The organism is Trichormus variabilis 0441 (assembly GCF_009856605.1).
Classification (GTDB): Bacteria; Cyanobacteriota; Cyanobacteriia; order Cyanobacteriales; family Nostocaceae; genus Trichormus; species Trichormus variabilis.
In genome coordinates this window covers 4,993,280-5,007,526 of sequence record NZ_CP047242.1, presented here as the reverse complement: position 1 = coordinate 5,007,526, position 14,247 = coordinate 4,993,280, and the positions used below count along the sequence as shown (strand labels likewise).

Below are 14,247 nucleotides of genomic sequence, written 5' to 3'. Positions count from 1 at the left end.
TGATAATCCATCTGCGCCATATTTACACGGACATAGCGATCGCAATTTATCTATAATGTTTTAATCCCCTAATTGGCTTCTCAGTTTTGCGGGAATTACAGTGAGAGATTAAAGACTTTGTGAAGCTAATTGACAAGCTAGTATTTTCTATAGTACACATATACTATATTTTGTATAAGTTCAAAACCTTCAACTAGACCTATAGGAGAGCAAAATTCATGAAGCTATCTAAGATAGACTTAACGTAAGGATTCAGGTCTAATATTGCGGAAGTAAAGAGGGGCGAGAGTGAGAATTATTAGAATCAGCAATTAGAGCTTGCACAAAAAAATCAATAACAGACCTACCTTGACGGCGACAAGTCTGCACTACCGTCAACAAATTGGCAGTATGTTGAAACCGCTTCATCGAGCGTGAACCACCACTAACCTTACGTTTTGTCACAGCTAAACGCAGCGAGCGTTCAGCGAGATTATTATCAGGAGGAACTTCAGGATGGTCAAGGAAATACCACCATTGGCTTGCTTTATCGCGCAAAGAACGTAAAAGGTTTCCAGCCGTAGCTCCTGCCAAGTTAATCCATTGATCAACAGAAAATTGCAACTTGAATTTGAATTGATTTATCCAATCGTTATAACTGTTTGAGTCAAGAGTTTCAAACCATTGAGCATAACTTCTGAAGGCTTCATCAATTAAATTGACAAAGGTTTCGCCGATAGCTTTGTTGTGAAGACCGGGAAGTTGAATCAATTTTTTGAAGTGACGACGTAGATGAGCCAAACATTTCTGTTGGGCAACAGCTTGATAGCCATTATAAACACTAAAATCATCGCTGCTGAGTACACCTGTATACTCAGTCCCTAAAATTGCTTCTAGTTCGGCTCTAGAACGAGTATCAGCCGCAGTAAACAGGCAGAATTCAGAATTAGCCACTACCCACAACCATTCTTTAACCCCTTTAACTGACCAAGGTGTTTCATCTACATGGATGTTAGGTTGTGTCTGTTTTACCCAATTACTTAACTCATGAATACTCGGTTCAATTGCTTGTTGTATTCGTTCATTGGTGGCGACTAAAGTTCCCAATCCAATTTCAATCTCACCAAGTTCCCAAAGCATTTCCTGCTGTTTTTCGTAGGGCATATGTGCATAGTTATTTGTCCACCCTAAAAATGCTTGTAACGACGTTCCTAAATCTTGTCCTGGAATAATTTCTTGGGGCCAGGCTGCTGTTTGTATATTTCCACAGCATTCACACACGCACGTATGGCGTTGATACTCAACTATTTCTATGGGACATTCTACTAGTTGCGCTACCGCGTGTTTTTCTACTTTTACTGCTAGGGGTGCAAATGCTTTTTGACCACAGTAAATGCAATCCGTTGGACGTAAAATTTCATAGCGATCTACTCTGCCAAAACCCTTTCGAGTTTTACCTTGATGTCCTGGTTGCCCACCTGGTTTCTTTTTCGGTGGGTTTGATTCCTCAAGGTGAGGCACTTTTTCTTTTTCGCTTTTTTTGTGAATGTCTTGTGATGGAGGTTTTGATGAATTAGAACTATCTAAATCTCTGCTGACTTTTAAACGCTCTATTTCTTGCTGTAGTTCTAATATTATCTTTTGTAGCTCACGTATTACCTTGCTCTGCTCAATGATGATGTCCACCAGTTCTTCTTTAGATAACTGGCTCAAACTTTCTCTGTCTAAATCTTGAGGCAAGTTTTGGTTCATATTTTTGATACTCCACCTCTACTGTCCCCTTTGTCAATACTCTGTTACCTGAATCCTTACGACTTAACTAATTTAGTTGCTATCTCTCATGCTGACGGATATTTGCAATTATTGCTCGACCGAGGCGATGAATTTGAGTTTTTAGAAATTCCTGCACCTATTCAAGCTTATGAAGGACTACAAGAACTGAATGAAATTGTAGCCGAAGCCAATGCACTACCTTTTGCAGAAGAGGCAATTCCAATGTTACCCGTTAGCTCATCAATGGCAACATCTGTGGGCTACGATAATGAAGAACAAGTATTACAGATTGAATTTTATAATGGAGCAGTTTATCAATATTCAGGAATAGAGCCAGAGACTTGGCGAGATTTACAATCAGCAGATTCTATTGGTGAATTTTTTAATCAGGAAATTAAAGGTAGATATGAGTGTGAACCTCTGTAAAATATTACTTGCACTTTCTTAAATAATTCCTACGGAGTTGCAATTAATTGTTTAAATTTTTCATCATCTGCAATCTCATCAAAATCTATATCAGTGGCAGCATCTTCTTTATATTTGGGATTTAGAGTAATGGCTTGTTGCAGATTTTCTAGAGATGATTCAACATCTCGTTGCAGTGCATAACAGACGGCTTTGTTATAATAAGCACTTGCGTATTCTGGTTTAATTTCTAAAGCTTGATTAAAAGAGGTGATTGCTTCATCATCACGACCTAATCTGACTAGAGTGTAACCGCGTTTGTCCCAAATTTTCGCAGAGTTCGGTTGTAATTCTAAGGCTTTATCAAAAGAGGCGATCGCTTCTTCATATTCTTCTAATTCTATCAAAGCCAAGCCGCGATTTGACCACGCAACTGTATCATCAGGTTTAACTTGCGTAGCTTTATCAAAGGCGGCAAATGCTTCTTGATGTCGGCGGATATTTCCAAAAGCCACACCAAGATCACACCAAGCCTGATGATAGTTTGGTTGCATCTTAATAGCCTGATGATAAGATTTTATCGCATCTTTAAAGCGTTTCAACCTTGCAGAAGTTAAGCCATGCTTAAACCGAGCTACAGCATTATTTTGTTGGAGTTTAATAGCTTGTTCGTAATAGGCGATCGCTTCTTCATAACTCTTTTGAGAAAACAGACTATCTCCCTGTTCAATACATTCATCAAAGCTTAATTGTGGCTGTTCATTTTCATTTACTAAAACTTCTGATTGAGCTTTGTGTATAGGTTGTGCTTCCACAATCACAGGAAGTTTATTTTCTATCAACTCTTGCAGAATTATATCCTTACGCCGTTGAGCATCTAATTGTAGCTCTGAGAGTTGGTTGACAAAATCTGTTTCTAATCTCTCTAGCTTTTCTAAAATCAGCAACTTTTGTTGTTGAGCATTAAACTGTAATTCCGAAAATTGGGAAATAAAATCTGACTCATATTTTTCTAATTCCTCAATAATTTTCTCTTTACTATTTTCAGTATCTATTTTGAGTTCAGATAGATATGATGCTAACTCTTGCTGAGTCTGTATTTGTAATTCAGCAACTTGAGCTTGGAATAAATCTTTCAGTTCTTCTAAACGCTGGATAATTTCATCTTTATGTATTTGTGTATCTGTCTGCAATTTGTTTAAATTATTATCCAGTGAATATTTTTGCTTTTGGGCTTCTAATTGCAGTTCTGAGACTTGGTTATTAAAAATATTGGCGACTTCTTGAATATTTCCTAGCTGAATATCTTTCTGTTGTTGTAAATACCCCTGTAATTCTGATTGCAGGCGAGACAAATCATCAAAAATACTATTTTTATATTTCTGAGTTTCTGCCTGTAAATTTATCAGATAATTCTTAAAATCAAACCCAGCAGTATCTATATCCCCTAAAACTGTCTTTTGGTGTTTCTCAGCTTCTTTTTGTAGTTCTGCAAGTTGATGCTCAAGTAGCGACTCTATCTTAACTATATTTTCTAAAGTCATATCTTTGAGCTTTTGAGTATCTGACTCAGATTGAGTTAATCTATGAGAAAATTCCCCAAATAAACTCTCTACCTTACTTTGAAAAGTAGCAATCTCTGTTGCTATTTGCGCTAAGTTATCTGTTTTTGCTTGCAGTAACTCGGATGTTACAAGAGATAAATTTTCTTGCTCAATTTTAATCTTTTGCTGTAAGGAATCAATTTCTCTTTCTAAAAGGCGATTGATACTTTTTGTATCTTGGATGAGATTTTCAGCATCTTGTTTAACGATGATTAACTGAGTTTCTAGTTTGTCTACTCCCTCGAATTGTGACATTGCTCTATTCACAATTTCTCGAATGGCTACTCGTCTTAACAACCAAAATAGAGCAATAATGGCGACAGGAAATAAACTAAGGATGACTAACCAGATATTGAGCAGGACGGTTGTACGGCTAAAGGCTTGCTCAAAATCAGCTTGAATTTGGGCGCGATCGCTCTTTTCTGCACGTAATCTTGTTAACTCTTCTCTTTCCTGATTTGTTAATGCTTGAGCAAGTATTTTTTGTTGAGAGATAGATACTGTAGCTTGTCCACGGCTAATATCAGCACACAGCAGAAAAGGCGAAAAGACTAAAGCGCTTTTCAAAAGAAAGGATACAACAAATTGATTCTTCATCACAACTATCCTGATTTGTTGGTCAATTTTTGAAGCGGCGTGCTTATCTCCTAATCTATAACATTCAGTTGTGAAAGACGATGAAGTCTAGAACTTGTCATGGTGCTGCATGATTTAAATCAGGCTTGTCGTTATGCAGATCATCTAGTTGTCGTCAAACAAGGTCGAATTTTCACTGCTGGAGAACCTAAGCAGGTAATGACTGAGGATATGGTGTAAATAGTTCCGGCTTAGAGTGTCGTATTGTTTCTGACCCAATTGTGGGAACACCAATGTGTGTATCCATAGGACGTAAGGGGAATTTCATTAAGAAAAAGTCAAACTCTTGCTGTGAATGGGTTTAGGAGTGTAGGGGTTAGGAGAAGAACAGTATTTATAAGGTATCTTGATTTAATTATTAGAAATACGTGTAGGGTGGGCAATGCCCACCACAACCATGATACGGTGGGCATTGCCCACCCTACAGACACTTTAAAGCTATTTAATATTGAAACCCCTCTCCGTGTCGGAGCGAAAAGTCTGTAGCTTGCTTTCCGCAGGGTGCGCCGGCTTCCGGCGATATCAGAACTTTTCAAGAGAGAGGGGTTGAGGAGAGGTCATCTAGCTCACATTACATAGCGGCAGCTAATAAAAACTGACGCAACAGTCATTACAAATTAGGGTTAACTCTTGTCATCTGTTTCAGAGTTATTAGTGTTAGTTTTTTCTGATTCTTTCTTCTCCTGTTGTACTTCGCTAGCTTGTTGCACTTGTTGGAGATGAATATTATTGACTTGCACAATAAATTGTTCTATCGCTTGGCTGGCTTTTTGTTGCTGCTGACTAGTGTCGGATAAGTCATAGCAACGATAAGCTGGTGTCACGCCCAAAATGAATTTTTCTTGTTCAGCCTCTAATAATTCCAAAGTTGTGTTAGCTGCCACCCAATTTTTTTGGAAAGGAAATGAGGTGACAATACTCGCAACGATTGAGGCAATAGCGGGACAAATTACAGGTAGCCATTTTAGCCAAGCTTGCCCTGCTTCTAGTTTATCTACCAAAACTAAAATTGGGGTGATGCCTGATAGAATAACAGTGGAAATTTGCAAAACATAATAAAGATTGCGAGAAAGGTTACGAGCCTTTTTATAATCGTCAATTAAATCTTGGCAATACTGTAAAGCTTTTTCTCTGGCAGGAACTATCTGATTACTATCAAAAACAGAATTACTGTTATTTAATAAATAACTATAAAGTTCTGCTTTTTTGATAATACTATACCGATAAGCGGTATTTTGTGAGTCTTGAAATAATTGTCTGTTGAACAGAAACAAGAAACTCAGAATCGTTAAAGCAATGATTCCACTAATTAACAAGTTTTTGTTATCTGCATAAACGGTGAGGACAATACCAGCACAAACAAAAGCTGCTGCTAACAAATATTCCAATAGTTTGAGGATGAACAGTGTTTTTTGTCCAGTTAAGGAGGAGAGGGCTTCTAGACTGGAGGAAATTCCTTTTTGGGGTTGCTGTTCAAGACTAGTGATGTCGGTAGTAATCATGATTGTGTCTTCAGTAATTTACACAGTAAAATACAATACGTCTTAGCAGGCACGGAAATTAAGCTTAATTTCCATAAACCTTTTAAATAAGGACTATGAGAATAAGTTTTTATTCAGTCCCGATTCACAAATAGTGTTTTAAAACACATCTTGCGTAACAATTTAGTATGTTATAACACATCAATTTTGCAACCGTGTAGAAAAGCCATCAAGTCTTTTTACCCACGTTTTAGTAGTAGACTACACCTATACCAGCAGTCAGTATTTATCTAGTCAAAATTACTGTGAAAAAGATTCTGATTTTGTCAGCTAATCCCACAAATACCGGCTTACTGCGTTTAGATAAGGAAGTCAGGGAAATTCAGACAGGATTAGAACGTGCGAGAAACCGAGATAAATTTGACATTATTACTAAATGGGCTGTGCGTCCTGAAGATTTGCGCAGGGCGCTTTTAGACTATGAACCGCACATTGTGCATTTTTCTGGTCATGGTGTTGGTCATCAGGGTTTGATACTGGAAAATGATGCTGAGGAAGGCCAACTGGTAAGTACAGAAGCACTGGCTGATCTATTTGGGTTATTTAAAGACAAAATTGAGTGCGTATTATTAAACGCCTGTTATAGCGAGGTGCAAGCGGAGGCGATTCACCAACACATTGATTGTGTGATGGGGATGAATCAGGGAATTGGGGATGTGGCAGCGATCGCTTTTGCCATTGGGTTTTATGATGCTCTAGGAGCTAATAAATCTTATGAGACGGCTTATGAGTTTGGCTGTAATGCTATTGATCTCAACAGCATTCCTGAATCTTCTACACCAGTCCTCAAAAGTCGCAAACATCAAGCACAGACATCTCAAATAACGCCTGCTGTAGCCTTAGAAATTCCAGAGGGGCAAGTTCCTCTAGATTCAGCTTTTTATGTGGAACGTCCGCCAGTGGAAGCAGACTGTTACCGACAAATTATGCAATCCGGGGCTTTGATTCGGATGAAAGCACCGCGACAAATGGGCAAAAGTTCATTGATGTCCAGGGTGCTGGATCACGCTAGTAAACATGGCTGCAAAACCACCTCAGTGAACCTCCAGTCAGCCGATGCAGAGTTTTTGGGCAGTTTGGATCTATTTTTACAGTGGTTCTGTGCCAGCATTACTGATAGTCTCAATCTGCCCGAAAAGTTAAGCGACTATTGGCAAGGTGTTTTGGGAAGTAAGAACAAGTGTACAAATTACTTTCAAAGATATTTGTTACCGGAAATTAATAGTCCCATCGCTTTGGGTTTGGATGAAGTGGACGAAATTTTCAAACATCCCCAAATTGCTACAGATTTTTTCGGGTTGCTGCGGGCTTGGCATGAGCGTGCTAAAAATGACGCAGTTTGGAAAAATCTCCGGTTAATCATTGTGCATTCTAAGGAGGTGTACATTCCTTTAAATATCAATCAGTCGCCTTTTAATGTCGGTTTCCCTGTAGATTTACCAGAGTTGAATCAACTACAAGTACAAGATTTATTACAGCGTCATCAACTCACTTGGACTAATTTCCAGGTGGAACAGTTAATGATGTTGGTGGGTGGACATCCTTATTTAGTCAGGGTAGCGCTTTATCAAATTGCCCAAGACAGGATGACCTTAGACCAACTCCAACACATCGCCCCCACAGAAGCAGGCCCCTATAATGACCATTTACGCCGCCATTTATTGAGTTTACAAGATGATGAGCAATTACTGGCAGCACTCAAGCAAGTGGTAACAGTAGATTATCCTGTGGATGTGGGAACAACAGCAGCCTTTAAACTCCGCAGTATGGGCTTAGTAAAATTTGAAGGAAATAAAGTTATGTCTTTGTGTAATTTATATAGTAAATATTTTAGCGATCGCTTAGGTTTGAACAAATAAATTGCCCAGATCCCCCAGATCCCCGACTTCTTAAAGAAGTCGGGGATCTAAATCCAGTCAGTAGGGTGCGTCAGTATAAATAATTTCTAGGTACAGCTAAGTTTTCTTGCACTGACACACCCTACACCCCTATACCCCTACACCCCCAATGTATGCAGTATCAGTATCAAGTTGGCGGTAGCCTTCCCGCAGATGCGCCAACTTATGTCAAACGACAAGCTGATGAAGACTTATATACAGGCTTGAAGGCTGGACAATTTTGTTATGTCCTCAACTCCCGCCAAATGGGGAAATCTAGCTTGCGGGTGCAGGTGATGGGGCGATTGCAGGCGGAGGGGTTTGCTTGTGCGGCTGTGGATATTACCGCTATTGGGACGGCTGAGATTACGCCGGAACAATGGTATGCAGGGGTGATTGATACCTTGGTAGGATACTTTAATTTATATACTGATTTCGATTTAGAAACTTGGTGGAATAACAACGGTTTACTTTCACCTGTGCAGCGTTTTAGTAAGTTTATTGAAACGGTTTTATTGCCAAGAATTACCGAAAATATAGTTATTTTTATTGATGAAATTGATAGTGTTTTAAGCCTTGATTTTAATCTCGATGATTTTTTTGCCGTGATTCGGGATTGTTATAACCGAAGGGCGGATCATCCTGAATATCATCGCATCACATTTGCCTTAATTGGGGTGTCTACGCCCTCAGACTTGATTCAAGATAAAGGACGCACACCTTTTAATATTGGTAGGGCAATTGATTTAACAGGTTTTGAGTTAGCCGAAGCTGAACCATTAGCCCAAGGTTTAGCCGCGTTAGGTAATCCCCAAGAAATCATAGCGGCGGTGTTGGCGTGGACAGGAGGACAGCCATTTTTAACCCAAAAAGTTTGTAATTTATTAATCGCAGATTACCTTGTAGAGACGCGATTCATCGCGTCTGGTGAAAACAAAGAGAAATCATCAATTGAAAATTTAGTTGCAACGGTAGTCAAAAACCGGATTATTGAAAATTGGGAAGGACAAGACGAACCAGAACATTTAAAGACAATTCGTGACAGAATCATGCGGAGTGGGGAACAGCGCACCGGGCGGCTGTTGGGGTTATATCAGCAGATTTTGCAGCAAAGTGAGCTTGTTGCTGATGATAGTTATGACCAGATGATGCTGCGGTTGACTGGGTTAGTAGTGCGGCGGGATGGCAAATTGCGAATTTATAACCGCATCTATGCAGAGGTGTTTCAGCAAGAGTGGTGTGAGAATATTTTGGCTGGGTTGCGTCCATACTCTGATACGTTTAATGCTTGGGTGGCTTCTAATTATCAAGATGAATCGCGCCTGTTACGTGGACAAGCATTACAAGAGGCTTTGGCTTGGCGCATTGGGAAAAATTTAACTGATGTTGATGACCGATTTTTAGATGCTAGTCAGGAATTACAAAAGCGAGAAGTTGAAAAAAGTTTAGCACTGGCACGCAAAGAACAAGAAATTTTAACAGCAGCTAATAAAAAAGCTCGGCAAAGAGTTTTTATTGCTTCGGTGCTGTTGATTATTTCTGTTGTGGCGGCGGTAGGTTTGGGAGTGTTGGCGGGGCGAAGTAATAAACAATTGGCTGATGCGAGAACCGAACGGGACAAAATTGATAGAGAGAAACAACAGAAAGAACGAGAACTCGCAACGGCACAGCAGCGAGTTGTTGATGCTAATAAAAAGGTGATTGATGCTAATAAAAATCTCCAGGATGCGACGGCTAATTTAAAACAGCAACAGCTAACTGCCAAGCAACAGCTAAATGCAACAAATCAACAACTGAAACAAGCACAAGATAAAGAAAAGCAGGCGCGGGGACAAGTAGAAAAGGCACAAAACGACTTGCGACAAGCGAGAGAACAACAACGACAGGCTTTGGTGGGGTTAAAAACTGCGGAAGCACAGCAAAAACGGGCGCAAGATAACCTGAAAAAGACAGAAGCAGAACGAGAAATTGCCTTGACAGGTACACGGCTGGAACGGTCAGGAGTGGCCAATATTAACCGCTTTGAGTTTAATCAAATAGGTGCTTTGCTGGCAGCAATGCGGGATGGTAGAGAGTTAAAAAGTTTAATAGACAAGCAGGGAATCAAGCAACTTAAGGACTACCCGGCGGCTAGCCCAGTGTTGGCTTTACAGACAATTTTAGATAACGTGCGGGGTATGACAGTCATGGCTGGGCATGAGAATTGGGTCAACAGTGCCACCTTTAGTCCAGATGGGCAGCGCATCCTCACTGCATCATCTGACAAAACAGCGCGTTTGTGGGACTTACAGGGTCGGCAAATCGCTAAGTTCCAGGGGCATGAGAGTTCGGTCAACAGTGCCACCTTTAGTCCAGATGGGCAGCGCATCCTCACTGCATCATCTGACAAAACAGCGCGTTTGTGGGACTTACAGGGTCGGCAAATCGCTAAGTTCCAGGGGCATGAGAGTTCGGTCATCAGTGCCACCTTTAGCCCGGATGGGCAGCGCATCCTCACCCTTTCCGGTGATAGGACAACGCGGTTGTGGGACTTACAGGGTCGGCAAATCGCTGAGTTACAGGGGCATGAGGGTTGGGTCAGAAGTGCCACTTTTAGTCCAGATGGGCAGCGCATCCTCACCGCCTCCGTTGACGAGACAGCGCGGTTGTGGGACTTACAGGGTCGGCAAATCGCTAAGTTCCAGGGGCATAAGAGTTGGCTCTTCAGTGCCACCTTTAGCCCGGATGGGCAGCGCATCCTCACTGCATCATCTGACAAAACAGCGCGGTTATGGGACTTACAGGGTCGTCAAATCGCTAAGTTCCAGGGGCATGAGAATTCAGTCATCAGTGCTACATTTAGCCCAGATGGACAGCGCATCCTCACCCTCTCCGTTGACAAGACAGCGCGGTTATGGGACTTACAGGGTCGGCAAATCGCTGAGTTGCAGGGGCATGAGGATTGGGTCAACAGTGCCACATTTAGCCCAGATGGGCAGCGCATCCTCACTGCATCATCTGACAAGACAGCGCGGTTGTGGGACTTACAGGGTCGGCAAATCGCTGAGTTGCAGGGGCATGAGGATTGGGTCAACAGTGCCACATTTAGCCCGGATGGGCAGCGCATACTCACCGCCTCTAGAGACGAGACAGCGCGGTTGTGGAACTTACAGGGTTGGCAAATCGCTAAATTCCAGGGGCATGAGAATGTGGTCAGCAGTGCCACATTTAGCCCGGATGGACAGCGCATCCTCACTGCCTCACCTGACAAGACAGCGCGGTTGTGGGACTTACAGGGTCGGCAAATTGCTGAGTTGCAGGGGCATGAGAATGTGGTCAGCAGTGCCACATTTAGCCCGGATGGACAGCGCATCCTCACTGCCTCACCTGACAAGACAGCGCGGTTGTGGGACTTACAGGGTCGGCAAATTGCTGAGTTGCAGGGGCATAAGGGTTGGCTCTTCAGTGCCATCTTTAGCCCTGATGGGCAGCGCATCCTCACCGCCTCCGATGACAAAACAGCGCGGCTGTGGGACTTACAGGGTCGACAAATCGCTGAGTTGGGGCATAAGGGTTGGCTCTTCAGTGCCACCTTTAGCCCGGATGGGCAGCGCATCCTCACCGCTTCAAGTGACAGCACAGCGCGGTTGTGGAACTTACAGGGCAGGGAAATTGCCAAGTTCCAGGGGCATAAGAATTTGGTCATCAGTGCCAGTTTTAGCCCGGATGGGCAGCGCATCCTCACTGCATCATCTGACAAGACAGCGCGGCTGTGGGAATTACAGGGCAGGGAAATTGCCAAGTTCCAGGGGCATGAGGGTGATGTCATAACTGCCATTTTTAGCCCGGATGGGCAGCGCATCCTCACCGCCTCTAGAGACAAGATAGCGCGGTTGTGGGACTTACAGGGTCGGGAAATTGCCAAGTTCCAAGGGCATGAGGATTGGGTCAACAGTGCCATTTTTAGCCCGGATGGGCAGCGCATCCTCACCGCCTCTAGAGACAAGACAGCGCGGTTGTGGGACTTACAGGGTCGGGAAATTGCCAAGTTCCAAGGGCATGAGGATTGGGTCAACAGTGCCACCTTTAGCCCGGATGGGCAGCGCATCCTCACCGCCTCTAGAGACAAGACAGCGCGGCTGTGGCAGGTGGAAAGTTTAGAGCAATTACTGGCACGGGGTTGTGGGTGGTTGCGTAACTATTTAATTTATGCGCCAAATTTGAGTGAGAGTGATAAGCAGGTTTGTAAAAAGGAGTGATGAGGGGAATGGAATTTAGGGTAAGAATACGTTGGCGTAGCCAGCAGCCGGCATTGCACCCCACCCAATCCATAATAAATATATGATGACAAGCGATCGCTCAAACAATAAACACCATCATTCTCGTTTCAACCCCGGCAATTCTCATTTAAAACTAAAACGTTCTCATTTCAACCCTGACGATTCTCATTTAAAACTAAAACGTTTTCGTTTCAACCCCGGCAATTCTCGTTCCAAGCTCAAATGTTCGGGTTTTATGGCGATCGCTTCTCACTTAAATCATGATAATTGTCATAGTGACAGGCGATCGCTCAAGAAATTAACAGCGTTGTTCGTGTTCTGAGGCTGAAGTTTCGTGTTCTGAGGGCGATCGCTCTATAGTAAAAGTATAAATGAAACCTAACCCCCTAACCCCCTTCCCTTGTAGGATACTGTTGGCGAATTGATAGAGGGCAAAACCAATCATCACAAAATAGAAAATCAGGAATACTATGAGGCAGTGGGAGCAATTCGAGCAAAGTGAGAAACGCGAGTCTGACTGCATGGGACATGTTGCCACCAATCCCACATCCGACTGAAGTTGATAGCAGCAGCAGTAATGACATGCTGCAAGAGAGTTTTGGCAAGACCAATGTAGCGACAACGGCGTAATTGGTAGCGACCAGTAGCTTGGGAAATCAAGCCTTCAACGCCAGCACGTTGGTGATAAATTTGTTGAAAAGATTCAGTTTTTTGGCGAATGCGAGCATCATGTAATGCAAGATGTAGTTCCTGTGGTTTGAGGGTCAGAAGACGCGGTAGTTTTTTGGAGCGAGTGCATTTTGAGCGACTTGAACAAAGCGAACAATCGGATTTGTCAAATTGTATTTTGACTACTGGATTGTCATGGCTATCGACAGTTGTACGCCAGGACTTACTTTGTTTACCCATTGGGCAATCAACACGCATCAAATCCCAATGAATAGTGAAGCAATTTTGCTCAAAGCCGGATTGTGCTGTTGCTTGCCAACTAGTTCCGGGGGGAACTTTTCCTACTAAATCAACATGAAAATGGGATTGACTATCGACTAAGTTTTGAGCATTGACATAGCCAGTATCGACAACATGTTCTTGTGGCAAAAGATTGTTCTGGTTTAAACGAGAATGAATTACTGGTGTCATCTCAACATCCGCACTTGTGGCCACGGACGTTTCCACATTGATAATTAAGTTTGGCAGTATGGGGTGACAAATTTCTGTCAGATGCAGATTATAACCAGTCCAGTTGATTTCTCGCTTGCTGGAATTGCGTGCATCAACATCGTAAGGAGATTCAATCTGTAGTCTATTTGGTGGTAAGTTATCTTGTTCTCGCCAATAGACTTGTTGCAATTGAATATAGTATTGTTGCACCCAAACTATACGTAATGTTTCCACTGATGGAATCTGCCACAGCCAATTACAAGTTGAGTCTGCATACAAAGCGGATAGCAAATGATGACCATCCTCACCAATTTTTCGCCTCAATTTCTCACGTTCGGCTTTTGATTTGGGCAAGCGGTATTGCTCAAATCTCAGGGAGTAACGTTCAAACCAATCAACGTCAACTCTCGATTTGAGCCAATCAGGGGCAAAATAAGCCAAGTCATTTAAGGTATGACGTAAAGTTTCTCCCACTAATTCCAAACGATTTAACTGTCGTACTGCGGCTAATACGTGAGTTGAATCAGTTCTGACACGGCCGCGATTTTTGAGCCAACCTAGTTCTTGGAAACGAGCTAGCATTTGGTTGAGTAACTCTCGCTCTCGTCCTGCTTTGATTAATCGCTGACGAAATTCTGAAAGTACTGAATAATCAAACCCTGGGTCATTTAATTCCAACGATAGTGCGTATTTCCAATCAATATGACCCCTCACTGCATCCGCCGCTTGTCTATCCGTTAAACCTTCGATAAATTGCATTACTGTCACTAATGCCAGTTGTCCTGCTGATATTCCACTTTGACCACAATCTGCGCGGTAAAGTTTGACAAAATCCTCATCCTTATATAACACTCCTATTTCATCCCGCATCTTCATATATATGTTCCCTTTGGGAAATGAATTCCGGGCTACTTGCGCTGTTGTTTCAGGAATCTGCGACATATCACGCGGGTGCAGGGTCATAATCTTTGTAGATGCTACGCTCAATATACTTATTCTCTTTTTTCCACTG

Annotated in this window: 8 protein-coding genes and 1 pseudogene; 5 read left to right on the top strand and 4 right to left on the bottom strand. The window is 42.3% G+C overall.

What is annotated here, in order from left to right:
• Window positions 1-258 precede the first annotated feature (258 nt).
• Window positions 259-1,731, bottom strand: a complete 1,473-nt coding sequence (locus tag GSQ19_RS20620) for an IS66-like element ISAva2 family transposase (RefSeq protein ID WP_011316419.1) — start codon at window positions 1,729-1,731, stop codon at window positions 259-261.
• On the opposite strand from GSQ19_RS20620, the gene GSQ19_RS20615 reads away from it, so the two are divergent.
• A complete protein-coding gene (locus tag GSQ19_RS20615; RefSeq protein WP_224312183.1) occupies window positions 1,732-2,178 on the top strand; it encodes a KTSC domain-containing protein in 447 nt (148 codons plus the stop codon).
• A 29-nt stretch (window positions 2,179-2,207) separates the two neighbouring features.
• Here GSQ19_RS20615 and GSQ19_RS20610 read toward each other — a convergent pair whose 3' ends face one another.
• The gene (locus tag GSQ19_RS20610) at window positions 2,208-4,358 is read right to left on the bottom strand and encodes a tetratricopeptide repeat protein (protein WP_011319719.1); all 2,151 of its coding nucleotides are present in this window, start codon (window positions 4,356-4,358) and stop codon (window positions 2,208-2,210) included.
• Between the two features lie 93 nt (window positions 4,359-4,451).
• Here GSQ19_RS20610 and GSQ19_RS20605 point away from each other — a divergent pair.
• Window positions 4,452-4,702: pseudogene (locus GSQ19_RS20605) on the top strand (hypothetical protein); the annotation flags it as partial.
• Window positions 4,703-5,020: 318 nt separating this feature from the next.
• Here GSQ19_RS20605 and GSQ19_RS20600 read toward each other — a convergent pair.
• Window positions 5,021-5,899, bottom strand: a complete 879-nt coding sequence (locus tag GSQ19_RS20600; RefSeq protein ID WP_011319718.1) for a DUF4231 domain-containing protein — start codon at window positions 5,897-5,899, stop codon at window positions 5,021-5,023.
• 284 nt (window positions 5,900-6,183) lie between these two features.
• On the opposite strand from GSQ19_RS20600, the gene GSQ19_RS20595 reads away from it, so the two are divergent.
• From GSQ19_RS20595 to GSQ19_RS20580, 3 genes are all read left to right on the top strand, one after another.
• Window positions 6,184-7,797, top strand: a complete 1,614-nt coding sequence (locus tag GSQ19_RS20595) for an AAA-like domain-containing protein (RefSeq protein WP_011319717.1) — start codon at window positions 6,184-6,186, stop codon at window positions 7,795-7,797.
• A 152-nt stretch (window positions 7,798-7,949) separates the two neighbouring features.
• Complete coding sequence (locus GSQ19_RS29810) at window positions 7,950-12,053, top strand: AAA-like domain-containing protein (protein ID WP_011319716.1); 4,104 nt, start codon at window positions 7,950-7,952, stop codon at window positions 12,051-12,053.
• Window positions 12,054-12,135: 82 nt separating this feature from the next.
• Window positions 12,136-12,396 (top strand): hypothetical protein, encoded by a 261-nt coding sequence (locus GSQ19_RS20580; RefSeq protein ID WP_011319715.1) that lies wholly within the window; start codon window positions 12,136-12,138, stop codon window positions 12,394-12,396.
• 146 nt (window positions 12,397-12,542) lie between these two features.
• Here GSQ19_RS20580 and GSQ19_RS20575 read toward each other — a convergent pair whose 3' ends face one another.
• The gene (locus GSQ19_RS20575) at window positions 12,543-14,198 is read right to left on the bottom strand and encodes an IS5-like element ISAva5 family transposase (protein ID WP_159368356.1); all 1,656 of its coding nucleotides are present in this window, start codon (window positions 14,196-14,198) and stop codon (window positions 12,543-12,545) included.
• Between the last annotated feature and the right edge of the window lie 49 nt (window positions 14,199-14,247).

Bases quoted from the DNA above. Each gene is read 5' to 3' on its own strand.
- GSQ19_RS20600 (WP_011319718.1), bottom strand. From the start codon at position 5,899: ATGATTACTACCGACATCACTAGTCTTGAACAGCAACCCCAAAAAGGA.
- GSQ19_RS20610 (WP_011319719.1), bottom strand. From the start codon at position 4,358: ATGAAGAATCAATTTGTTGTATCCTTTCTTTTGAAAAGCGCTTTAGTC.
- GSQ19_RS20620 (WP_011316419.1), bottom strand. From the start codon at position 1,731: ATGAACCAAAACTTGCCTCAAGATTTAGACAGAGAAAGTTTGAGCCAG.
- GSQ19_RS20580 (WP_011319715.1), top strand. From the start codon at position 12,136: ATGATGACAAGCGATCGCTCAAACAATAAACACCATCATTCTCGTTTC.
- GSQ19_RS20575 (WP_159368356.1), bottom strand. From the start codon at position 14,198: ATGACCCTGCACCCGCGTGATATGTCGCAGATTCCTGAAACAACAGCG.
- GSQ19_RS29810 (WP_011319716.1), top strand. From the start codon at position 7,950: ATGCAGTATCAGTATCAAGTTGGCGGTAGCCTTCCCGCAGATGCGCCA.